Origin of the sequence: Brevibacillus soli (assembly GCF_044759095.2) — a bacterium.
Lineage (GTDB): Bacteria > Bacillota > Bacilli > Brevibacillales > Brevibacillaceae > JBIYSM02.
In genome coordinates this window covers 15,175-37,769 of sequence record NZ_JBIYSM020000034.1, presented here as the reverse complement: position 1 = coordinate 37,769, position 22,595 = coordinate 15,175, and the positions used below count along the sequence as shown (strand labels likewise).

Here is a 22,595-nt window from a genome sequence, read left to right as displayed (position 1 = left end):
CTTCTACGCAGGATTCAGTGACCGGAGGACGGCGCGAACCGGGCTTCCGTCCGCCTCGGCAAGCGGAAGCGGCAGGGCAATCAGTTCGTAGTCACCGGGCTCTACATGGTCCAGGATAATCCCTTCCAAGATGTTGATGTCGTGAGCATGCAGCCCGTGGTGGGCGGAGAGTTCCTTGCTGGTAAGCGGATCGACGGACGGCACATCCACTCCGATCAGCTTGATGCCTTTTTCCGCCAGAAACGGCGCAATGTCTGCCCGCAAATAGCAGATCTCTGCCGGAAATTCCCCCGGATTCACCCAGGAACCGGTGCGAAGCAGCAACCGCGTAACCCCCTCGAGATCATAGGAAGCCAAGTCCTCAGCCCCAATGCTGGGTCTCCCGGACACGTCGATGACCCGTGCCGGCCCCATGTATACCTCCAAAGGAAGGTCGAGCGTTCTTTTTCCCTGGTTGTCGAAGTGAAACGGGGCGTCAATATGCGTCCCGGTATGGATGCTCATGGTAAGCTTCCCCACGTTTACCGAGCCGCTTTGTTCCTTTGACCAGCTGACCTCATAGGCGAATGTCGTATCGCCTGGCCAGGTGGGAACGCCTTTTTCCAGGCGGCGGGAAATATCGATCACCTTCATCGTGCGCCTCCTATGCGACAACACCGCGCTTGTTTTCGTACTGTTCGTACTTCTTTTCCACCATGATGGTTTTCAAAATCTGCACGGCGTTCCACACTTCACTGTATGAGTTGTAGAGGGCAATCGGTGCCAGACGGATGACATTCGGAGCACGAAAATCAGGGACGACGCCGTTTTCCTTCAATGCCTTGCAAATGCGGGCGGCTTCCGTGTGTTCCAGGCTGACATGACCGCCCCGGCGGTTGTTTTCCCGCAGATTGCCGATGGTAAAGCCCATGCCTGCCAGTTCGTGGTCGACCAGATCCATCAGATATTGTGTGATCTGCAAGGATTTGCTGCGGATGTTTTCCATGCCGGCTTCGGCAAACATCTCCAGCGAACCGAGCAGCGGCGCCATGCTCAGGATGTGCGGCGTGCCGATTTGATACGCCCCGGCCGTTTCTGCCGGCGTAAACACGTGCTCCATGTCAAATTGCTTGTCTTTGCGGGATCCGAACCAGCCGGCGAGACCGGGTAGCGTGCCGAAGTGCTTGCGATTTACGTACAGGCTCCCTACTCCGCCCGGTCCGCTGTTCAGATACTTGTAATTGCACCAGTAGGCAAAGTCCACGTCCCATTCATCGAAGCGATGGGGAATCGCGCCCACAGAGTGGCATCCGTCAAAGCCGATCAGAATGCCGCGGGCATGCGCTTCCTTCGTCAGGCGCTCGATGTCCAGAAGCTGTCCGCTGCGATACAGGACCGTGGGAAGAACGATCAGGGCGATTTCGTCCGTCATCGCTGCGATGATGTCTTCTTCTTCAAGAAAACGGCCGTCGCGGCTTTTCACCCGAACCAGGTGCTCCTCAGGGTCAAACCCGTGCAGCCGAAGCTGACTTTGCAGCGCATAGATGTCGGACGGGAAGTTCAGCTCATCTGCAAGAATCTTTGTCCGCTTTCCCACCGGCTGATAGAAGGTAGCAACCAGCTGGTGCAGGTTCGTTGTCGTGGAACCGCTTACAATTACCTCATCCGGCAAGGCGCCGACCAGCGGAGCACTCCATTTTCCCAGCTTCTCTGCGAGAGTAAACCACGGATGGTTTCCTTGCGTCCATCCGTCGATACCCAACAGCTTCCAATCGTCCAGCGCGTTCAGCAAAGCCCGCTCAGCCCGCCTGGACAACAGACCAAGTGAATTCCCGTCCAGATAAATGGTGTGGGGATGCAAATAAAACTCTTCACGGAAGCGGGCCAGATCATCCCGGCTGTCTAGCTCCCGCGCGTATTCAATCGTCGGCGAGAAGGAAGCGCTCTGCATGAAAATCCTCCTTTTTTGAATGGCACAACAGGTAACTGAGGCTATCTTACTGAAAAGTTGACATTGTGTCAATATTCTATCATTACGGGTCGTCCCGCCTTTCTTTTTCCCTTCGTTCCTTGTATCCTAGTAAGATGGAGGGGAATTCCGTGGAACACTCGAAAACGATGACAGACGGACGTCACCTGCGCTCGCAGCAAACGCGGCAAAAGCTGCTGGAGGCGGCGCGGCACGTGTTTTTAGAAGAAGGATTTCAAAAATCGACGATCTCCCAGATCATCAAGCGGGCGAAAACAGGCTATGGCACCGCCTACGTCCATTTCACCGGAAAAGACGACCTCTTGATCGTGCTGATGGAAGATGTAATGGCGGCGTTTTACTCCATTGCCGAACTGCCCTTTTTCCCCGCTTCCAAAGCAGAAGCACAGAAAATGATCCTGAACCAGACGACAACCTTTTTAAAAATGGCGGAATCGGAGCGCAACATGCTGCAGGTGTTTGCCGAGGCAATCGGCGTCTCGTCCGCGGCCCGGCAAAAGTGGACGGAAATTCGGGAAAAATTCATTCAACGCATCGCTCAGGATATTACCTACTCCCAGCAAAACGGCCTGGCTCGCAGCGATGTTCAGCCGGAACTGGTTGCACGCGGCTGGTTTTATGCGCATGAGATGTATCTGTGGGACATTGTTCGAAACGAACACACGGTTTCGCTCGATGACATCGCGATGACTTTGACGGCGATTTACACCGGCGGACTGTATCCGTCGCAAGAAAACCCACCCGGCATGAGCTAACGCTTCGCCGGGCGGGGCCCCGAACACTTTCCTAGTGGCTGTATGGGATGTCCATGGCAAGACCACTCACTCGCTGTTCATGATGATGGCGGAGGGCCGGTTGATCCATTGCAACGGACTCCTCTCATAGAAGCTGTGCTTGAATTGCAGTTCCGTTTCTTTGGTGATGGTCGCGAGCGGTACCTGATAGGTTTCAAACCGCCGGTACTCACACGCTTCGGTTACAGGGTCCGGGCTCTGCCGGATTAAAAACGACAAGCTTTTTAACCGGTTCTTAGGCTCGACATAAAACACGCTTTTCCAGAATCCGTAGGGAACCTGAATCTTGCATCCGGGCAAACCGTGAACACCGCAGTACTCTTCATCCTCTTCCTTGAAAATCGGCCCCGTTATCACGATCATTTTTTTATCATGGTCCAGCCTTTCCAGGATCCAGTCCTCCAGGCAATTCCATATTCCCGTGTTGAAGTTATGGTGCTGCAACACAATATTGGCGTAGCAAAACGAATCATAGTTGGCCCTCTCCGCTTCTCCCCTCTCTCCCCAGCAGACATCTCTTCTTCGCGTCAAATGCCCTTTGTCGTAATCATTCTTCGCATAAAACTCATGGCCGACCTGATTCTCAGCACCGATGCGTTCATCAAAATGCCATGACTTGTTATCTCTCTGCACGTCAACCCGTTTGCTTTCATCCACACATGCAGCTGAATAAACCGCAAATTTCCGCCGTTTGTTCATGACGATCGAGAAGTGGGTAAAGTGATACACCTTGCCGCCATCCAGCGCATCTTCCGCCGTTTGTCCATTTAGGCAAGGCAAAGGGACCTCGTGCATGTCTCCCAGAAAGAAGGGATCGTATTCCATACCCATGTTACTCCTCCTTTATCATGGATTGAAAAATGGTGACATTCGGGACTTCCTTTTTCATGGCGTTTCATCGATGGATGGTGGTGGCGGCGGGGTTTGATTTCGTTTTCGGAGACGCATCCAAAAGAGAATCACGGGAATGCCTGGAATGGCGAGAAAGAGAACGACGGGAATGGAACCGGCGATAAACACAATCAGCCATTTCAGGAAGGAGAGAATGGCCAGCAAGCTTTGATGAAAAGAGAGCCATGCATGCTCCCAGGTGCTTGCATCTGTCACATCGTCCAGCTTGGCAATGACTTTCTTCTCCACGAGTACGAGAGAAATGGTAGAGTAGGCGACGTTTTTATCAAGATAACGCATGCGGCCCTTGATTCGTTCTATTTCTTCCTGAACACCGGCCAAATCGCTTGAAATTTTCAAAAGGTTTTCCGTTTTCTTCGCATCCGCCATGAATTGCAGCAGACGGGCTTCCACTGCCTGGCGGGCTTTCAGGCGGGAGGAAAGGTCGACGTATTCTTCCGTCACATCCTGCCCCTCTATGGAACGGACGGGGATTTTTGTCGCCAGCTTGTCGAGCTCTTCCAGAAAGGAAGAAAAACCGGCTTGCGGGATGCGAACGACAATGTCTCCGCCTTTTTCCTGATCCGATTCATATTCGGACGAGGAGAGGATGTATCCTTGAAAGCGTGTCACGAGTGACGTTAACGAAGAACGGGCTTTGGCAAAATTCTCAACCTCTGCCTGAACGTTGGCCTTGTAAATCATTTTGCGCGAGGAGATCGCGGGCGAAGACATGACACCTGAGCTCGGTACGGAAGGATTTTCAGCGGTCGGTTGAGCGGGAGCTGAGTTGGCGTGGCTGGAACCGGGTGCCGCACTGTCATGCGATACCTCCGTTTCCGCTTGATTGGATGTCTTGGCTGCTCCGCTCTGAGAATGAGGAGCGCTGCAGGCAGCCATGAGGATGCACAGTACTACCAAAAGACTGGTCACGAACAGAAGTCTCTTTCTTGTTCTCTGTTTCAAATGAATCCCCCCTGTAGGTTCTACTTCTGGGACGACGCGGAGGGGAAGGATGTTTCCAAGGAATGGATCAAATGATACAAATTCAGGTGAAAAATGTAAATTTTTTCTCCTTTGTGGATACAATAGGGATAACCCTACTGGAAAGGAATGATTGGTATGGAAGCGGATATGAGCATTGCGGATGTGGTGAGCCAGATCAAGCAGATGAAAGAGAGCGGTAAAACCCTGAGCAAGAAGGCCGTGAAGCAGTCCCATCCCAAATTGATGAAGAACGCACTCTATTATTTTCCTAGCTGGGAACACGCCATTCAAAACAGCGTAAACACATAAACAACCGCACCTACTATACATACAACCAAAAGAGAGCACACGCGGTGCTCTCTTTCCTTTTACGCAAAATACGTCTTCGGCGACTTGCGCCATTCGGCGAGGAGCTGCTCCTGTTCGGCGGTGATCATTCCACGCTCGCGGGCAACCTCCAAGAGGGCCGAATAGTTCGACAGGGTCGTGCAGGGCACACCGGCATCAGCAAACAAGGATTCTGCGGCCGCGAACTGGTAGGTGAAGATGGCGACGACACCCAGCACGTCGCCCCCTTCCGCTTTGACCGCTTCGGCTGCCTTGAGCGAGCTGCCGCCGGTGGAAATGAGGTCTTCGATGACGATTACTTTCTGTCCCTCACCGAGCACACCTTCGATCTGATTTTGACGGCCATGTCCTTTTGCCTTGTCACGTACATAGATCATCGGCAGGTTCAACAACTCCGCCACCCATGCCGCATGGGGAATGCCAGCCGTGGCCGTTCCGGCAATCACTTCCGCATGCGGGAAGCGTTCACGGATGGCAGCCGCAAACGCTTCTGCGATCTGGCGGCGCACCGCTGGATGCGACATGGTAACACGGTTGTCGCAGTAGATCGGCGATTTGATGCCGGACGTCCAGGTGAACGGCTGTTCCGGACGCAGGTGAACGGCACCAATCTCCAGCAGATGTGCGGCAATTTGTTTTGCGATCGTTGTCGTTGTCATAAGACCCCATCCTCTCCTTTATTGGTCGGCTTCCACTCTATGAACCATCCTCTGCCAGGCTGCGGCCGGATCGTCGGCAGCGGTGATGGCCCGGCCGATCACGATGTAGTCGCTGCCCAAGCGAAACGCCTGTTCCGGTGTGGCAACACGGGTTTGGTCCCCGTTGTCCGTTCCGGCGGGGCGAATCCCCGGAGTAACCGTGACGAATGATTCGCCGGCCGCCTGTTTGATCAGCGGCACCTCCAGCGGAGAGGCGACCACGCCATCCAAACCGGCCTGCTTGGTCATCATCGCATAGTGGATCACGACGTCTTCCACTGTACCCGGAATGGCCAACTGCTGATTCATCATCTCCCGGCTGGTAGACGTCAGCATGGTGACACCAATCAGCAAAGCGCGGGGCGCTCCCGCTGCCGTCCCCTGCTCCAGTCCTTCCCGAGCCGCTTCCATCATGGCGACACCGCCGGCGGCATGGACGTTCACCATGTCAACGCCCAAGCGCGCCAGACTTTTCATCGCCCCTTTGGCCGTGTTGGGGATGTCGTGTGCTTTCAGATCGAGAAAGACCTTGAACCCTTTTTCCTTCAGGAAGCGAACGACGGCCGGCCCCTCCGCGTAGAACAGTTCCATCCCTACCTTTACGTAGCGGACTTGCCCTTCCAGCTGCCCCAGGCACCGCTTCACATCCTCCATCGTCGAAAAGTCCAGCGCCACAATCATGCGCTCCCGAATATCTGTGATCTGCTGTTGCACGGCCCTCTCTCCTTTTGTCTGCATCGCTATACGGTTACGGCAACCTTCGCCCCCAAACGCTGCTTAGGCATCGCGTCCGTGGAGAAGGTGATGGTCTCCAGCACGTGCAGGAGCGCTTTTGCCGTATCCAGCGAGGTAAGGCAGACCGCTCCGTTTTCCACGGCTTCGCGGCGGATGCGGAAGCCGTCTCGCTGCGGTGTTTTGCCTTTCGTCAATGTGTTCAAGACAATGTTGGCTTCGCCCTTGTGGATCATGTCCAGCAGGTTCGGCGTGCCTTCGGACAATTTGTTCACGCGTATCACACTCAGTCCGGCCTGCTCCAGATAATCAGCAGTGCCGGAGGTAGCCAACAGCTTGAAGCCCAGCAGATGGAAACGCTTGACGATATCCAGTGCCTCTTCCTTGTCCTTGTCGGCGACGGTGACGAGCAGCGAACCGTGAGTCGGGATATTCATGCCGGCTGCCAGCAATCCTTTGTAGAGAGCCTTGGCCAGCGTACGCTCACGGCCCATCACTTCCCCGGTCGATTTCATTTCCGGCCCCAGCGTGATGTCTACACGGCGCAGCTTGGCGAAGGAGAAGACCGGGACTTTGACGGACACCATCTCGTCTTCCGGATGGTAGCCTGGCGTAAAGCCTTGTTCGACAATCGAATGTCCGAGGATCGCCTTGGTCGCGATGTTTGCCATCGGGATGCCGGTTACTTTGGACAGGAACGGCACCGTGCGGGACGAACGAGGGTTTACCTCGATCACATACGGACGGTTGCGGGAGATGACAAACTGGATGTTGATCAATCCTTTGACCTTAAGGGCGCGTGCCAGCTTGGCGGTCATTTCGATCAGTTCCTGTTTGATCTCATTTGAGAGAGACTGCGGCGGGTATACCGCGATCGAGTCGCCGGAGTGAACCCCTGCCCGCTCAATGTGTTCCATAATGCCCGGAATCAGCACGTTTTCGCCGTCGCAGATCGCATCTACCTCCGCTTCGGTACCTACCATGTAGCGGTCTACCAGAACCGGATGCTCCGGGTTGACTCGAACCGCTTTTTCCATGTACTCCAGCAGTTCTTCCTGGTTGTACACAATTTCCATGGCCCGGCCGCCGAGAACGTAGGATGGACGAACCAGCACCGGGAAGCCGAGGCCCTCTGCTGCCACTACCGCTTCCTCCACGGAGGTGACGGTTTTGCCCGGCGGCTGCGCGATGTCCAGAGTTCGCAGCAGCGCTTCAAACTTTTCGCGGTTTTCCGCTGCATCGATACTTTCCAGACTGGTGCCGAGGATGCGTATGCCGCGCGCTGCCAGTTTGTCTGCCAGATTGATCGCGGTTTGACCGCCGAATTGCACAATGACTCCTTCCGGTTTCTCGGCATCGAGGATGTTCATCACGTCTTCGATGTACAGCGGCTCGAAGTAAAGGCGATCGGATGTGTTGAAGTCAGTGGATACGGTCTCCGGGTTGTTGTTGACGATGACCGCCTCGTACCCCGCTTCCTTCAGAGCCCATACAGCATGCACCGTGGCGTAGTCAAACTCGATGCCCTGTCCGATGCGGATTGGGCCGGAACCGAGCACCACCACCCGTTTCCTGCCGGTCTCGATGCGCTCGTCTTCCTGTTCATAGGTGGAATAGTAGTACGGCGTCTGCGCTTCAAATTCAGCCGCGCAGGTGTCTACCATCTTGTATACAGGTGTCAACCCTTGCTGTTTGCGCATGGCGCGAATTTCCTCTTCGCTGTGTCCGGTCAATTCGGCAATTTTCCGGTCGGTAAAGCCGAGGCGCTTTGCCTCGTACAGCGCAGCCGGTGTCGCGCCTTTTGCGCGGAGCGTCTCTTCAAAGGAGACCAGTTTTTCCAGTTTGTGCAGGAAGAACCGATCCATTTTGGTCAACTGGTGCAGCTTCTCGATTCCCCACCCGCGGCGCAGCGCTTCCGCCAGAAGGAAAAGACGTTCGTCGTCCGCCGCGATCAGGCGTGCTTCCAGCTCCTCTTCGGCAATGGCGCCCGCCCCTTTCAGCTCGAGGTGGTACGTACCGACTTCGAGTGAGCGGATGGCCTTCATGATGGACTCTTCAAAAGTCCGTCCGATTGCCATTACTTCCCCTGTCGCCTTCATCTGTGTGCCCAGGCGACGGTTGGCCGATTGGAACTTGTCAAACGGCCAGCGCGGAATCTTGCTTACCACGTAGTCGATGGTCGGCTCGAAGCAGGCGTAGGTTTGGCCGGTAACCGGGTTTTTCAATTCGTCCAGCGTGTAGCCGATGGCAATTTTCGCCGCCATCTTCGCAATCGGATAGCCGGTCGCCTTGGATGCCAGCGCAGAGGAGCGGCTCACGCGCGGGTTCACTTCGATGACATAGTATTGATAGCTGTTAGGGTCGAGCGCGTACTGTACGTTGCATCCGCCTTCGATGCCCAGCGCGCGGATGATCTTCAGCGCGGACGAGCGAAGCATCTGGTACTCGCGGTCGGAAAGCGTTTGGCTCGGCGCCACGACGATGGAGTCACCTGTGTGAACACCGACCGGGTCGATGTTTTCCATATTGCATACCACGATACAGTTGTCGTTTGCATCGCGCATGACTTCGTATTCGATCTCTTTCATGCCGGCGATGCTTTTTTCTATCAGGCACTGGGTGATGGGCGAGTATTTCAGTCCGCTCGCCACGATCTCGCGCAGGCTTTCTTCGTCCTCGCAAATACCGCCGCCTGTACCGCCCAGGGTGTAGGCGGGACGAACGATGATCGGGTAGCCGATTTCATTGGCAAAATCGACTGCCTCCTCCACTGTGCTGACAATCGTGGACTCCGGTACTGGCTCGCCAAGCTCGTTCATCAGGGCGCGAAACTGTTCACGGTCTTCCGCGCGCTTGATGGAGTCCAGGCTGGTACCGAGCAGCTTCACGTTTTCCTGCTCGAGAATACCCGCCTCCGCCAGTGAAACTGCCATGTTCAAACCGGTTTGGCCACCCAAAGTCGGCAGCAGGCCGTCCGGTTTTTCCTGGCGAATGACGCGCGCCACAAACTCGGTCGTAATCGGCTCGATGTACACTTTGTCCGCCATGTTGGTGTCGGTCATGATGGTGGCCGGGTTGGAGTTGATCAGGACCACCTCCAGTCCCTCTTCCTTCAGAGCCTGGCACGCCTGGGTGCCTGCGTAGTCAAACTCAGCCGCTTGACCAATGACGATCGGACCGGAACCGATGACGAGAATTTTTTTCAGGTTATCGTGTTTTGGCATGGTTCTTCTCCTCCTTGGCGGTTTCAATCAGTTCGATGAATTGGTCAAACAGGTAGCCGGAGTCGTACGGACCCGGTGCCGCTTCCGGGTGATACTGGACGGAAAACGCCTGTTTTTTCACGTTGCGCAAACCTTCTACCGTACCGTCATTGAGGGCGGTGTGGGTGATTTCCAGCTCCGTTCCCTTGATCGACTCTTCCTTGACTGCGTAGCTGTGGTTCTGGGAGGTAATGTAGGTGCGGCCGGAAGTCAGCTCCTTCACCGGATGGTTGCCACCGCGATGGCCGAATTTCATTTTTTCGGTGTCGGCACCGCATGCCAGTGCGAACAGCTGATGACCCAGACAGATGCCGAAAAGCGGGTACTCGCCGAGAATCTCGCGGATCATCCGGATCGCCTGCGGGACGTCTTTCGGGTCCCCAGGGCCGTTGGAGAGCAGGATGCCGTCCGGCTGCAAGCGACGAATCTCATCAGCGGTTACATGGTAGGGTACAACCACAACATCGCAGCCGCGTTTGGCCAGCTCGCGCAGAATCCCGTGTTTGGAGCCGAAGTCAACCAGCACGACGCGGTGTCCTGTGCCCGGACAGCTGAAGACGTTTTTTGTGGAGACGCGGGACACCTGGTCGGTCATCAGCGAGGAAGCCCGCAGCGAAGAGACCAATTCCATAAGCGGCGCGTCGCTCGTGGTGATCATTCCCTTCATCGTGCCGCGGTAGCGGATTTTTCTCGTAAGCATCCGCGTGTCGACACCGGCGATCCCCGGTATGTCGTACGATTTCAGGAGTTCATCAAGTGTCTGGGTGTTGCGCCAGTTGCTCGGCATGTCGCAGTGCTCCCGAACCACGAACCCGTGGATAAACGGACGGACCGCCTCAAAGTCGTCCCGGTTGATGCCGTAATTGCCGATCAGCGGGTAGGTCATGGTCACGATTTGACCGCAGTAGGACGGGTCAGACAACACCTCCTGATAACCGGTAAGTCCGGTGTTGAACACCACTTCTCCCAACGTTTCCGTCGTGGCTCCAAATGCTGTGCCTACGCATTCCGTTCCGTCTTCCAGGATGAGTCTCGCTTGCATCTTCACGTCCTCCTTTATACCCCTTCTCGATGTACAATTTTTCCTTCAACCATTGTGACAGTGGGCCAGCCCTTGCAGATCCAGCCGGCAAACGGCGTATTTTTCCCCTTGCTTGCAAATGTGTTCGGATCGATTGTGCGCTCCGTATCCAGGTCGAGTACGACGATGTCGGCAACTGCGCCTGCTTCCAGCCGTCCGTATGGCAAACCGAAAATTTCGGCCGGTTTTACGGTCATCAGCTCGATCAGTTTGGCCAGGGTGATTTCTCCTGTAAGCACCAGGTTGGTGTAGAGGAGCGGGAAGGCTGTCTCCAGACCGACGATACCAAACGGCGCGCGATCCATTCCGTTTGCCTTTTCTTCCGCAGTGTGGGGCGCATGATCGGTCGCGATGATGTCGATGGTGCCGTCTTTCAATCCCGCAATCAGTGCCGCCCGGTCTTCGCGGGAACGCAGCGGCGGGTTCATTTTCCAGTTGGTGTTCAGATCTTCGGGAATATCCTCGTCACACAACAGCAGGTGATGGGGGGTGACTTCCGCCGTCACGTTGATACCGGCACGTTTCCCGTCGCGAACCAGTCTGACCGACTCCTTGGCGCTGATATGGCAGACGTGGTAGTGTACCCCGGTTTGTTCCGCCAGTAAAATGTCGCGGCCGACGTGAATGGATTCCGATTCGGACGGGATGCCCGGCAGTCCGTGGCGAGCCGCGGTTACACCGTCGTGCAGGGCGCTTCCAGGCGTAATCAGATCGTCGTCTTCACAGTGTGCAATCACGGACAAGCCAAGTTCATGCGCACGCTGCATCGCCTTTTTCATCATCGCGGCGGATTGTACGCCCACACCGTCATCGGTTACGCCGACGATGCCCGCTTCCTGTAATCCGGCAAAGTCAGTCAGCTCCTTGCCCAGCTGGCGAACCGTAATCGCCCCGTACGGCAGGACGCGGGCCAATCCGGCTTCGCGGGCTTTTTCCAGAATATACTGAACCGTCTCTGCGCTGTCGATCGACGGGCGCGTGTTCGGCATGCAGGCGATCGTGGTAAAACCGCCGCGCACGGCTGCCGCCGCTCCGGTCGCGATCGTCTCTTTGTGTTCAAACCCCGGCTCGCGCAAGTGGACGTGCATGTCGATAAAGCCCGCACAGATCAGCCCGCCGTTGCAATCGATGACCTCGTGACCGCTTCGCTCCACCCGGGTTGCAATCGCCGTGATGCGTCCGTCCTCCACCAGCATTTCTGCGTTGGTCAGCTCGCCGGCTTGATTTAACCATTTACCGTTACCAAGGATGATTCCCATTTGCTCTCTCTCCCCTCCATGATCTGTTCCAGCACGGCCATGCGCACTGCTACCCCGTTTGCTACCTGTGTAAAAATCAGCGATTTTTCGCATTCCACCAGATCGGTGTGAATTTCCACGCCGCGGTTCACCGGTGCGGGGTGCATGATCACGGCTCCGGGCTTCATTGCCCTCGCCCGCTCCAGCGTCAGGCCATACATCTGATGATAAGATTCCGCTGAGTCAAACACCGCTTCCGCATGCCGTTCCAGCTGAACCCGCAGCATCATCACGACATCAGCTGTACGCACCGCCTCGTCAATGTCGACCACGCTTACCCCCGCTGGAATCTCCTCCGCACGGCGCATCATCCCGGGCGGTCCGGCCAGCACCAGCTCGGCTCCCAGCTTTGGCAGCGCGTGCAGATGGGAACCCAGCACCCGGCTGTGACGCAGGTCGCCGATAATCGCCACCCGCAGGCCGGCAATTTTTCCAAAATGCTGCTTCATCGTCAAGAGGTCAAGCAGGCACTGCGTCGGGTGTTCATTGGTACCGTCACCGGCGTTGACCAGATGCAGTCCTACCCGCCCGACCAGATCCTCCAACAGTCCGTTTTGGCTGGTGCGAATCACTGCCGTTTCGACTCCCATTGCTTCGAGAGTGCGCAGCGTATCGTAGATGGTTTCTCCCTTGGTTGTGGAGGATGCTTCCGCTGTAAAGTTCAGGACGTGTGCGCCCAGGCGTTTCTGCGCCACTTCAAAAGAGAAGCGCGTCCGTGTGCTCGCTTCGAAAAAGAGGTTGGCGACGAACCGGCCGGACAGCGTATCCGCTTGCGCCTTTGGCCGCTTCGCCCACTCGGCGGCGCGCGCCAGCAGTGACTCGATCTGTTGTTTGCTCATCTCTTTCATCCCGATTACATGCTTCACGATGCTCACCCTCCGTATTTTCATCCCCAAACAGTCATCAAAAAAGCTTCTTGCCTATCAAAACCCGTGTGCACAGGCTGGCAGGCAAGAAGCTACACGACAGCTTCCCTTTGCAGGACGAAAACTCCCTACATTCCTTGCCAGCCTCACGGGACCGATTTAAAGGACGTTTGGAACGATTATGCGATTTGTTTTTGTTCCTTGTGCGCTTCTCCCATCGCCGATTCCTTTCCTGGCAGAACGACGTGCAGCAGGATGCCGAGGAAGGTGGAGAAGGCGATGTTGTCAATGGTCAGGTTGGTCAGGAAGGATTGCCAGAAGGTGACTCCGGCGAAGCTGATTTTGTAACCGCCAATCCCGGTGACCAGGATCGCCGCTGCGATGATCATGTTTCGTTTGTTGGAGAAGTCCACCTTGTTTTCCACGTACATGCGCAGACCCTGCGCTGCGATAATTCCGAACAGGATGATGGAGACACCGCCCAGCACGGGGACCGGAATGGTCATCAACAGCGCGCTGATTTTGCCGACGAAGGCGAAGAGAATCGCCATCACGGCTGCGAGACCGATTACGGCGCGGCTGAACACACGAGTGATGGCCAGGACGCCGATGTTCTCACCGTATGTCGTCGCCGGAGGACCGCCGATCAACCCCGCCAGCGCGGTGGCGATACCGTCCCCGAGCAGGCTGCGGTGCAGACCGGGATCTTTCATCAGGTCGCGGTCCATTACTTTGCTCGTCACCAGCAGGTGACCCAGGTGCTCTGCCAATGTCACGAAAGCAACCGGTGCGATGATCAGGGCAGCCACCCATGCAGACGGGCTGCTGATGGCGGCAGCCACTTCATTCACCTTGAAGTGCTGGGTGAACATGTCGCCCAAACCGATGATCCAGGGTGCATCCGCCACCTTTTTCAGGTCGATTAGTTCAGGATGGCGAAGCAGCGTATATACATAACCGGTGGCAATTCCGATGAGGATGGGAATGAGTGCAAAGAATCCGCGCAGCATGACGGCAGCCAGAACCGTTACCACCATCGTGACAAGCGAGAGTTCGATGGAGGCAAGCGAGATTTCCGACTTGCCTTCAACCGTTACCTTGGTTGCCATGTCGACAGCGACTCCTGCCAGACTCAAGCCGATGACCACGATCACAGAGGCAATCACTACAGGCGGCAGTACGCGATCCAGCCAAGTTACCCCGGCTTTTTTCACGATCGCCGCGACAATGATGTAGACCAGACCGGAGAGAAAGCAGCCCAGGAGCGCGGTTCCTACCCCGTAGGCTGCGCTTACCGTAATAATCGGGCCGATGAAGGCAAAGGACGATCCCAGATAGTTGGGAATTTTCCCTTTTGTGATCGCGAGGAAGATCAGCGTGCCTAACCCGCTGGAAAAGAGCGCTGTCGCCGGATCGAGGCCGGTCAGGATCGGCACCAGGACCGTCGCGCCGAACATCGCAAACAGGTGCTGGATGCTGAGCGGCAGCAGCCGGGCGAGTGAAGGTGTTTCATGCACATCTACAAATTTTTTTTGACTCATTGGGTTCCCCCTGCTTTCTTTTTTGTTTGCGTGGATGTTTGCGAAAAAAAAAACCTCTTTGTGAGGACACAAAGAGGCATACTCCTTCTGCAGGAAGAAGATGGCTCCCCTTGGTGACCTCACGGGATCACGATTAAAAGGGATCTTCAGGACAAACATGGTGGTCGAATTTCTTCGTTGTGTCGCCGCTCCGTTGCTCACGTAGGTTGACTACGCTCCGCTACTCGCGACTTCCACGCCTCGAACTTCTCCGCCCTGTTTGCCCTGTTGTTATCGTTATGAATCGGTCATCTGTCTGATCGTCACCTGATCGACTCCGTCCACGTCCACCAGCTCAACCGCCACAATTTCGTTGCGGGAGGTAGGTACGTTTTTGCCGACGTAATCAGGTCGGATCGGCAGTTCGCGATGTCCGCGGTCTACCAGTACCGCCAGTTGAATCATCATCGGTCTGCCGTGATCGATCAGCGCATCCAGGGCGGCTCGCACCGTCCGACCCGTGTAGAGAACGTCGTCCACCAGAATCACCGTCTTGCCGGTGATGTCGTCAGGCAGCTGCGCTCCCTGCACCACGGCGTCCTCCGCCTTGTGCTTCAGGTCGTCCCGGTAGAAGGTGATGTCCAGTTCGCCAGCGGGCAGTTTCACTTGTTCAATCTGTTCAATGCGCTCAACCAGCCGCTCCGCGAGGTAAACGCCGCGGGTTTTGATTCCGACTACGATACAGTTCTCCACGCCTTTGTTCTTCTCGATGATTTCGTGGGCGATACGGGTTAGGGCACGTCGTATCGCAGCTTCGTCCATAATGACACTTTTTTCGATCACGCTCGTAAGTTCACCACCCTGAAAAAAGGTAAGGCTCCTTGTCCAACCGACAAGAAGCCACTGTTCTTCAACCGTGAAAAGCCTGCAGACGCATCAGACTGATTGTCTGCCCCTCACTATTGAGTTCCGTGCCCTTGCCAGCCTCTCTGGACTGGATTTAAAGGTTCTCATTCATCTGATAAGGATTATGCCACGATGAAGCAACGGTGTCAACTGCAACTTTCACCTTGTCCAGTACACTTGGATCCACGCAGGCAAATAGTTGCCGTAATACCCGATACCGCCCGTGACATGGCAAAGCACTTCCGCTTCCTCGCCGGCCTGTGTTGTTTTTACAAAGAGTGAACCGTGCTCGGCCCGGTCCAAGCGCAAAAAGAGCAGCGCTTTTCCGTCCGGGGAAGGATTCGGATAGGTGTCGGCAGTTTGGCTGGAGCCTTCCGTTACCACTTGTTCCCGTTCAGACGTGCGCATCCAGATTCGCTGGCCGGGCACCATCGGCTTTTGCGGCTGGTAGTTGTATTCCGTTGCGGTGCCACGGGCGAAATAGAGGGCATTTTCGCTCTGCCAGATCGGCAGGGAATCGACCATTCCCGGCTGGCCAATAGCGGTCACTTTTCCTTCGATGACAGCCACCTTCAGCTGTTTGTTGGCCATAGCCTCCCTGCCCCCGCCGGAAATATAGGCGAGCTGCCTGCTGTCCGGCGACCATGCCAGCCATTCGGGATAGGCAAGTCCTACACCTATGTCAATCGGTTTGGCGGCAGGATCCAGTTTGAACAGCTGGATCGCCACACCGTCGGCATTCAGCGACGCGGCGTTCGTCAACACGTAGTAAGCCACGTACCGGCCGTCGGGCGACAGCTTCAGGCCGTCTGCAGCCCAGCCGTATATGCCTTCTTCAACCTTTGGCGGATCGCCCAGCGGATATGCTGCCAAGCGCTTGCCTTCCAGGTCCACCTGCTCCAGCCGCATTGGCCGATTTCGTGCCGCAGGCGTGGAGATCAGCAGACTTTTCCCGTCGGGCATCCAGCTAAAACCAATCGGTTCATTCGAAATGGTCAAGACTTCTGTCGCTTTACCCGGTGCGATTTCAACCACGCGAAAAGTGTACTTCGCTGCATCCGCAGGGCCTTCTCCCTGCACCCGATAGGCAACTTGCAAAGTGTTTGGCGACCATACGGGCAAATCCTGTATGGGACGGCTGTCAACCTGAAACGCTCCCGTGCCGTCCGCCTTCACCGCCCATAAATAGCCGGGCGATTGGTAGGCTTCCACCGTGCTGTGATGCAGGTACAACAGCCACTCTCCATCGTGCGACCAGCCGACGATTTCCACGGAACCCTGCCTGGTCAACTGCCGGGGAGCAGCATGCGGTTTCCTTCCATCCACGATCCACAGGTGGTGGTTGTTTGTAAAGGCAATCTGTGCCGGGAACGGGGCCGCATGGACACGCTGCGGTGCCTCTGATTGTTCCGAAGCGAGAACCGTCCCGCCCGGATGTCCCCAAAGCAAAGCAAGCGCGACGACGCCGATGAGTCGCAAACTCTTTGCCCGCATCATTCCATCATCCGCAGCACGTGAAGCACGTCAAGCATCTCCTGCGGCAACGGAGCTTCAAATACAAGGCGCTCGCCCGTTCTCGGATGAGTGAAGCCGAGCGTCTTGGCATGCAGCGCCTGCCCGTTCAGCTCCAAGGTATTCTTCGGACCGTATTTCGGATCGCCCGCCAACGGATATCCGATGTACTTCATGTGAACGCGGATTTGATGAGTGCGGCCTGTTTCCAGTTTTAATTCCACCAGCGTGTACTCCTTGAACCGTTCCAACACGATAAAATGGGTCACTGCCGGTTTGCTGTTTTCAAACACCACAGCCATCTGCTGACGGTTTTTCGGATCGCGGCCGATCGGAGCGTCGACCGTTCCCATCTCATGCGGGATCACGCCGTGCACGATGGCCACGTACTTCCGATCGACGGTATGATCCTTCAGCTGCTGTGCCAAGCTCAGGTGAGCCTTGTCGTTCTTCGCCACCATCAAGAGACCGGAAGTGTCCTTGTCGATCCGATGAACAATGCCCGGCCGCAACACACCGTTGATGCCGGACAGGTCCTTGCAGTGGGCGAGCAGTCCGTTCACCAGCGTGCCGCTGTAATGACCGGGAGCCGGATGCACGACCAACCCGCGCGGCTTGTTGACGACCACCACGTCCGCATCCTCATACACGATATGAAGCGGCATCGGTTCCGGCTTGATCTGCATTTCTTTTGGCGGCGGCACGCGCAGTGTGATCTCGTCATCAGACGCCACCTTGTAGTTGTTTTTGACAGCGTCCCCGTTGACGGTCACCCGACCTTCCTTTATCCAGGTTTGCACCTGGGAACGGGACCAGTCTTCATTTTGCAGGGTGATAAACTTGTCAATCCTCTCTCCTGCATCCGGGGTCTCCACGATCCAATCGTAACGTTCAAACAGCTGTGTATCGTTCATCGGGTACTCCTCATATCACTTAGTATGGCTAGTATGGTCAGGACTCGGTCATTCCATTAACGACCTATAGGCTTTCGCTTTCCCTCCAGGGCAATATCAAGGAGCAGCAGGGCTACACCTACGGTGATGGCAACGTCCGCCACGTTGAAGATCGGAAAGTTGATCAAGGTAAAGTCGAGGAAGTCGACCACTTTTCCGGTCAGCAGACGATCGATAAAGTTGCCGACTGCCCCCCCCAATACCAGCGAAAGCGCCAGTGAAACACGCGGCTGGGTTTTGCCGATTCGCATCAGGGAAATGACAATGCCCACCACCACCGCAACAGTGATCAGGACGAACAGCCAACGCTGATTTTGCAAAATGCCGAACGCCGCTCCCATGTTGCGATGGGACGTCAGATGAAACACTCCGGGGATGAGCGGGATGGACTCTGCCAGCTCCATATGTTTTACGACCAGATATTTGGTCCACTGATCCAGTGCGACGAGAGCCAAGGCGATTACATAGTAAATCAATCGGGTTTCCTCCTCTTTCCAGCGACGCAAATCAAACACCAAATCAAAATATTACCACAGTCCCTCTTCAGGATCAAAACAATCGCTTCAGCTTTTTATAGTACCGGTATCCTTTTCGCACGCCATTCAATACCCACAAGGGCACCTTCCACCCGCGGTCCTTGAGGAAGGGAAGGTAAAACCGGTAGTACGCCCTCCGCAAATCACGCCACTTGGTATCGGGAATATCCTTGTAATAGTCGGACACATCGATCAGGTATCCCCGCCCCTGATACATCAGCACGTTCTTTCCATGTACATCATGCGGGAACAACCCTTTTGCCCGCGCCTCCTTCAAGGCTGCTTCCACATCCTCAATCACTTCGGGGGGAATGGGAATGCCGTACCGGACGCAATCAAACAGAGGAATGCCGCGCATCCGCTTGATCACGAGGTATCGCGGGCCAGTCTGGTAGCAGACCGGAAAGTACCGTGTCTCACCCAGTTTTTGATACACTTCCACTTCCTGTTCCCAGCCCGGACGACCCGGAGCATAGAGCTTGACCACGACATCGGGATAATCGGGATGACCGAAGACGGCAGCGTAATTTCCCGTGCCTACAAGCTCCCATGGTTCCGGAGTTACATGGACGACAACCGGATCGTCAGGAGACATGCTCTCAATCTTTACCTCATGCAAAAAGGACTGCATGATATCATCTCGGATGCGCATCGTTCATCTTCTCTCTTCAGAAAGACTTTCTCTCCATTCTAACAAAAGGAAATACGTATGTCTCTTTTTCAGTTATTTCCAAACGATGCGAGTAATATCTGCGGACCCCGTCTGCAACCTCTCTTGTACGAATAAACAGCCGACCGGTTCAATCCCGGTCGGCTAATTGTCACACATTGATCTCGATAAACCAGTCGCGAATCGCTTCCTTGATTTTTTCGAGCGCAGCCGCAGCCGTCGCTTCGCAGTATATTCGCAAGAGCGGCTCGGTGCCCGACGGACGAATCAACACCCAGTGACCGTCCTTCAAGAGCAGTTTGATCCCGTCTTTCCGACCGACAGCCTCCACCGGAAACGATCCGATTTGAGCGGGCGGTTCTGCCAGCAGCTGCTCCATCCAGCGATCCTTTTCGGGGAAGCGGATGTCCAGACGGGTGTGAAACAGCTCCCCGAACTCATCCAGCGCTTCCGGCAGAATTTGATCGATCCCTTTTTGCTCCCACGCGCACATTTCCGCAAGCAGCAGGTTGATCAGGATGCCGTCTTTCTCAGGAATGTGACCGAGAATGCTGGCACCGCCGCTTTCCTCTCCGCCAATCAGTACGTCTCCTTTAAGCATCTCCGCACCGATGTATTTAAAGCCGACGGGTGTTTCCGTCAATTCCAGACCAAACCGTTCGGCGATGCGGTCCAGCATGTGGGTCGTCGCTACTGTACGCACGATCCTTCCCTCTAGTCCGCGGTTTTTCACCAGGTGGCGCGCCAGCAAAACCAGGACGTGATTGGGGCTGATGTACCGGCCGAATCGGTCTACGGCTCCAAAGCGGTCGGCGTCTCCGTCATTGGCCAGTCCTAGAGACGCTTTGCTTTTGACGACTTTCGCCTTCAATTCGGACAGATGCTGGTCGTTTGGCTCCGGCAAATCTCCCCCGAACAAAGGATCTTCGTAGTCGCGGATGGTGCTGACGCTGACACCTGCCTCACTCAGCAGACTGGAGACATAGCCGATGCCGGCCCCGTGCATGGGATCGACCACCACTCGCAAATCCGACCGCTTCAGCACGTCGAAGTTGACCATTCTCCGTACGTGCGCCTCATAGTGCGGGCGCAGAAATATGTACTGCATGATTTTGCGGCTGGCCGCCTCATCAAGCGGCATCGTCCGCACATCTCCAGACGCCTGTACCAGAGCGATCAACTCTTCCAGTCGGGCGGTAATCTCCGGCGTTGCGGGTCCGGCGTAATCCGGAATGTATTTGATCCCGTTGTATTCGGGGGGATTGTGACTGGCGGTTATCATCACCGCGCCGCTCGCGGCAAAGTGCTTTACGCCAAAGGCAGCCACCGGGGTTGGCGTGGCTTCGTTCACCAGATAGGCGCGGATCCTGTTGGCAGCGAGGACGCTTACCACTTCCTGCGCAAACATGCGTCCCAAAAAACGGGTGTCGTGCCCGACGATAATGCCCTGTTCCTGCTGCTGCTGTTCCAACGTGTAGCTGGCAATCGCCTGCGCCACGATGCGCACGTTTTCCACCGTAAACTGGTCGGCCATCACAGCACGCCAGCCGTCGGTGCCAAAAGCTATTTTTCTCACGTCATTTCACCTCTTTATATCCTGCTGTAGCAACCGTACTTTTTCCAGGTATTTTAGCACCGTCAAAACAAAAGTGGAGTGAGACCAGGTCAACGGGGCAACGGATACGGGACCGCCGGAAAAGGGATCCACCTGTTCGGGCAGGACCCCGCTCTCAAGCGCATGACGCACCACCCAAGCCAGCCATTCCCGCGGTTCCGCCAGCTCCCCCGGCTCCTTTGCCTTTGCAATTTCCCACTCGGCTATCCAAAGCGTACAGATGATCCACGGGTTGCCTGGGATTTTGCCTATGTCGTTCGCTTTGCGGAAATAGTGGTCCCCCTGGTACCGGGCAATGCCGCCAACGGGAGTCTGCACCTGCAGGCTGCGCTTGACCGCTTCCATGGTGTTTGCTACACGAGGATCGTCGACGGGCAAAACGCCGAAGGAAAACAATCCGAACAAACTGCTTTCCACCGTTTGGTCCTTGTGGATGTGTCCGTCCCCGTCAAGATAAATGCCGCGCAGGAATCTCCCGATGGCGGGGTCGTACAGATGCTTCAGCATCGCGCTCTTGATCCGTTCCGCAGCGTCGTTGTACCGCGAAAAACGATGATCGTCACCGAACAGCTTGGCGAAGCTGGCAGCCGCCTTCAAACCGGCGAACACCGTGGCGCACGTAAAGGTAAAAATTCCGCGCCGCTCTTCCCACAAATCGTAGCTTGGCTTTGGCAGATGAAGATCCGGGTGCACATAGCCAAGCAAAAAACGGGCTGCCGGACGGATGAGAGACGGATAGAGAGACTGACAAAATTCGATCTGCTTGCTGTTCTTGTAATGTTCCCACAAGGCGTACAGGACCAGCGCGGTCTCGTCCTCCTGAATCGGCAGCTGGGCCTCTCCGTCCTGAATGAACGGGTGCCAGCTGGAGCCTACAGAGCCGTCCGGATTGTACTTGTGAAGCAGATATCCTTCATCCGTCAAGGCGTCGCGGCAGAACTGGTAAAATGGCTGAACCGCACCGTAATACCCCGCCGTGCTCATGGCATAGGCGGTCAGGGCGCCGTCGCGGGGCCACATGTAGCTGTAATGATCCCGGTTGAACTGCAGGATGTCAGAGTCGTTGGCCGCAATAATCGCTCCGTTGTGGTCGATCTGCGAGCTGACGACCAGCAGGCTTTGTTTGAACAGGGCAACAATATCGGACGGCAGGTCCGCAAAGTCCCGCTCCTCCTTGTTGACCCAGCGCTGCCAATAGACGCCGATACGCGTCAGCAGCCGGTCGGGGCCGTTATCCAGCACGTACCGGTTCAATTCCTTTACGGCCGGGAAGGAGGCCCCTACACACATCCAGTAAAACAGCGATTTCTCTTCCTGGGGCTCAAGCATGAGCCTAAAGGAGATCGTGCTGTCCACGGACCCTTGGGCAATCGGGTTTCCTTCCAAAAGGCCATCCTCCGCGTCTCGCCAGGTTCCTTCCGCGTAGTTGAAGCGCTTGATCCCCACGCTGTACTGGAATATGCCCTCCTCGTTGGTCTTCCCGTTTACCATGACGTAAACGTTGCGCTTGTAATGGTAAACCGCGTGAAGCAGGGGATCGTACACGGCCGTATCCCCCACCTCGGTTTCATTCAAGCTTAAATCATGGTTAAAAAACAACCGCACCTCGCGTCGTTCGGAATACTCGTTTTTCACACGGACTCTTTTCAGATAGATCGTGTCGCGTTGGTGTACGCCGTCCTCCATGTGCAGGCTTAGACCCAGATGCTCGTGGCGAGCAACGACATCGGTGACCAGCGATTCCTTCCTATATCCCAGCTTGCGTGTCCATCCGTCTTCATCCAGCCACGAGAATCTGCCTTGTACCCAGACCCCCATTTTACTGAAGTGACCGCCCACGTGGTTGAGCTGTCCGACATAGGGATAGTAGAGATCGCGCATATGCAGCTTGTCGTCAAAATTGATCAGCAGCTTTCCGTTGCCTACGACGAGAGGTCTCGGCATGTCCTCACCCCC

At 55.8% G+C, this 22,595-nt stretch carries 20 protein-coding genes; 2 read left to right on the top strand and 18 right to left on the bottom strand.

Annotated elements, in window-relative coordinates:
• Positions 1–3: 3 nt before the first annotated feature.
• A complete protein-coding gene (gene kynB / locus ACE99V_RS14485) occupies positions 4–633 on the bottom strand; it encodes an arylformamidase (RefSeq protein WP_400491908.1) in 630 nt (209 codons plus the stop codon).
• Positions 634–643: 10 nt separating this feature from the next.
• The gene (gene kynU, locus ACE99V_RS14480; protein ID WP_400491906.1) at positions 644–1,930 is read right to left on the bottom strand and encodes a kynureninase; all 1,287 of its coding nucleotides are present in this window, start codon (positions 1,928–1,930) and stop codon (positions 644–646) included.
• A gap of 134 nt (positions 1,931–2,064) precedes the next feature.
• On the opposite strand from kynU, the gene ACE99V_RS14475 reads away from it, so the two are divergent.
• Entirely contained in the window at positions 2,065–2,724 is a 660-nt protein-coding gene (locus ACE99V_RS14475; RefSeq protein WP_400491931.1) for a TetR/AcrR family transcriptional regulator, read from the top strand.
• A 66-nt stretch (positions 2,725–2,790) separates the two neighbouring features.
• Here the strand turns inward: ACE99V_RS14475 and ACE99V_RS14470 are convergent, their stop codons facing one another.
• Entirely contained in the window at positions 2,791–3,594 is an 804-nt protein-coding gene (locus ACE99V_RS14470) for a DNA/RNA non-specific endonuclease (protein ID WP_400491905.1), read from the bottom strand.
• 54 nt (positions 3,595–3,648) lie between these two features.
• Positions 3,649–4,620, bottom strand: coding sequence for a DUF4349 domain-containing protein (locus ACE99V_RS14465; RefSeq protein ID WP_400491903.1), 972 nt, complete (start codon positions 4,618–4,620; stop codon positions 3,649–3,651).
• A 156-nt stretch (positions 4,621–4,776) separates the two neighbouring features.
• Here ACE99V_RS14465 and ACE99V_RS14460 point away from each other — a divergent pair, with 156 nt between their 5' ends.
• The gene (locus ACE99V_RS14460; RefSeq protein WP_400491901.1) at positions 4,777–4,950 is read left to right on the top strand and encodes a hypothetical protein; all 174 of its coding nucleotides are present in this window, start codon (positions 4,777–4,779) and stop codon (positions 4,948–4,950) included.
• A 59-nt stretch (positions 4,951–5,009) separates the two neighbouring features.
• On the opposite strand, the gene pyrE is transcribed toward ACE99V_RS14460, so the two are convergent.
• The 14 genes from pyrE to ACE99V_RS14390 form a co-directional block, all read right to left on the bottom strand.
• A complete protein-coding gene (gene pyrE / locus ACE99V_RS14455; protein WP_400491899.1) occupies positions 5,010–5,648 on the bottom strand; it encodes an orotate phosphoribosyltransferase in 639 nt (212 codons plus the stop codon).
• An 18-nt stretch (positions 5,649–5,666) separates the two neighbouring features.
• Positions 5,667–6,380 (bottom strand): orotidine-5'-phosphate decarboxylase, encoded by a 714-nt coding sequence (gene pyrF, locus ACE99V_RS14450; RefSeq protein ID WP_400491930.1) that lies wholly within the window; start codon positions 6,378–6,380, stop codon positions 5,667–5,669.
• 47 nt (positions 6,381–6,427) lie between these two features.
• On the bottom strand, positions 6,428–9,643 hold the full coding sequence (gene carB, locus ACE99V_RS14445; RefSeq protein WP_400491897.1) for a carbamoyl-phosphate synthase large subunit: 3,216 nt from the start codon (positions 9,641–9,643) through the stop codon (positions 6,428–6,430).
• Positions 9,627–10,724 carry a carbamoyl phosphate synthase small subunit gene (locus ACE99V_RS14440; protein ID WP_400491895.1) on the bottom strand — a complete coding sequence of 366 codons (1,098 nt, stop codon included), beginning with the start codon at positions 10,722–10,724 and terminating at the stop codon, positions 9,627–9,629. The genes carB and ACE99V_RS14440 overlap by 17 nt, the downstream gene beginning before the upstream one ends.
• Positions 10,725–10,738: 14 nt before the next feature.
• Positions 10,739–12,022 (bottom strand): dihydroorotase, encoded by a 1,284-nt coding sequence (gene pyrC, locus ACE99V_RS14435; RefSeq protein ID WP_400491894.1) that lies wholly within the window; start codon positions 12,020–12,022, stop codon positions 10,739–10,741.
• The gene (locus tag ACE99V_RS14430; protein WP_400491892.1) at positions 11,989–12,927 is read right to left on the bottom strand and encodes an aspartate carbamoyltransferase catalytic subunit; all 939 of its coding nucleotides are present in this window, start codon (positions 12,925–12,927) and stop codon (positions 11,989–11,991) included. The genes pyrC and ACE99V_RS14430 overlap by 34 nt, the downstream gene beginning before the upstream one ends.
• A 179-nt stretch (positions 12,928–13,106) precedes the next feature.
• The gene (locus ACE99V_RS14425; RefSeq protein WP_400491891.1) at positions 13,107–14,468 is read right to left on the bottom strand and encodes a solute carrier family 23 protein; all 1,362 of its coding nucleotides are present in this window, start codon (positions 14,466–14,468) and stop codon (positions 13,107–13,109) included.
• A gap of 276 nt (positions 14,469–14,744) precedes the next feature.
• Positions 14,745–15,290, bottom strand: coding sequence for a bifunctional pyr operon transcriptional regulator/uracil phosphoribosyltransferase PyrR (gene pyrR, locus ACE99V_RS14420; RefSeq protein WP_400491889.1), 546 nt, complete (start codon positions 15,288–15,290; stop codon positions 14,745–14,747).
• A gap of 222 nt (positions 15,291–15,512) precedes the next feature.
• On the bottom strand, positions 15,513–16,850 hold the full coding sequence (locus ACE99V_RS14415; protein ID WP_400491887.1) for a TolB-like translocation protein: 1,338 nt from the start codon (positions 16,848–16,850) through the stop codon (positions 15,513–15,515).
• A complete protein-coding gene (locus tag ACE99V_RS14410) occupies positions 16,847–17,779 on the bottom strand; it encodes an RluA family pseudouridine synthase (protein ID WP_400491885.1) in 933 nt (310 codons plus the stop codon). Before ACE99V_RS14410 ends, ACE99V_RS14415 begins: the two co-directional genes overlap by 4 nt.
• A 56-nt stretch (positions 17,780–17,835) precedes the next feature.
• Positions 17,836–18,294, bottom strand: a complete 459-nt coding sequence (gene lspA, locus ACE99V_RS14405) for a signal peptidase II (RefSeq protein WP_400491883.1) — start codon at positions 18,292–18,294, stop codon at positions 17,836–17,838.
• Positions 18,295–18,367: 73 nt separating this feature from the next.
• The gene (locus ACE99V_RS14400) at positions 18,368–19,006 is read right to left on the bottom strand and encodes a serine/threonine protein kinase (protein WP_400491881.1); all 639 of its coding nucleotides are present in this window, start codon (positions 19,004–19,006) and stop codon (positions 18,368–18,370) included.
• Between the two features lie 169 nt (positions 19,007–19,175).
• Positions 19,176–20,600, bottom strand: coding sequence for a phosphoglucomutase/phosphomannomutase family protein (locus tag ACE99V_RS14395; protein WP_400491879.1), 1,425 nt, complete (start codon positions 20,598–20,600; stop codon positions 19,176–19,178).
• A 6-nt stretch (positions 20,601–20,606) separates the two neighbouring features.
• Positions 20,607–22,583, bottom strand: coding sequence for a glycoside hydrolase family 15 protein (locus tag ACE99V_RS14390; RefSeq protein WP_400491878.1), 1,977 nt, complete (start codon positions 22,581–22,583; stop codon positions 20,607–20,609).
• Positions 22,584–22,595: the final 12 nt, after the last annotated feature.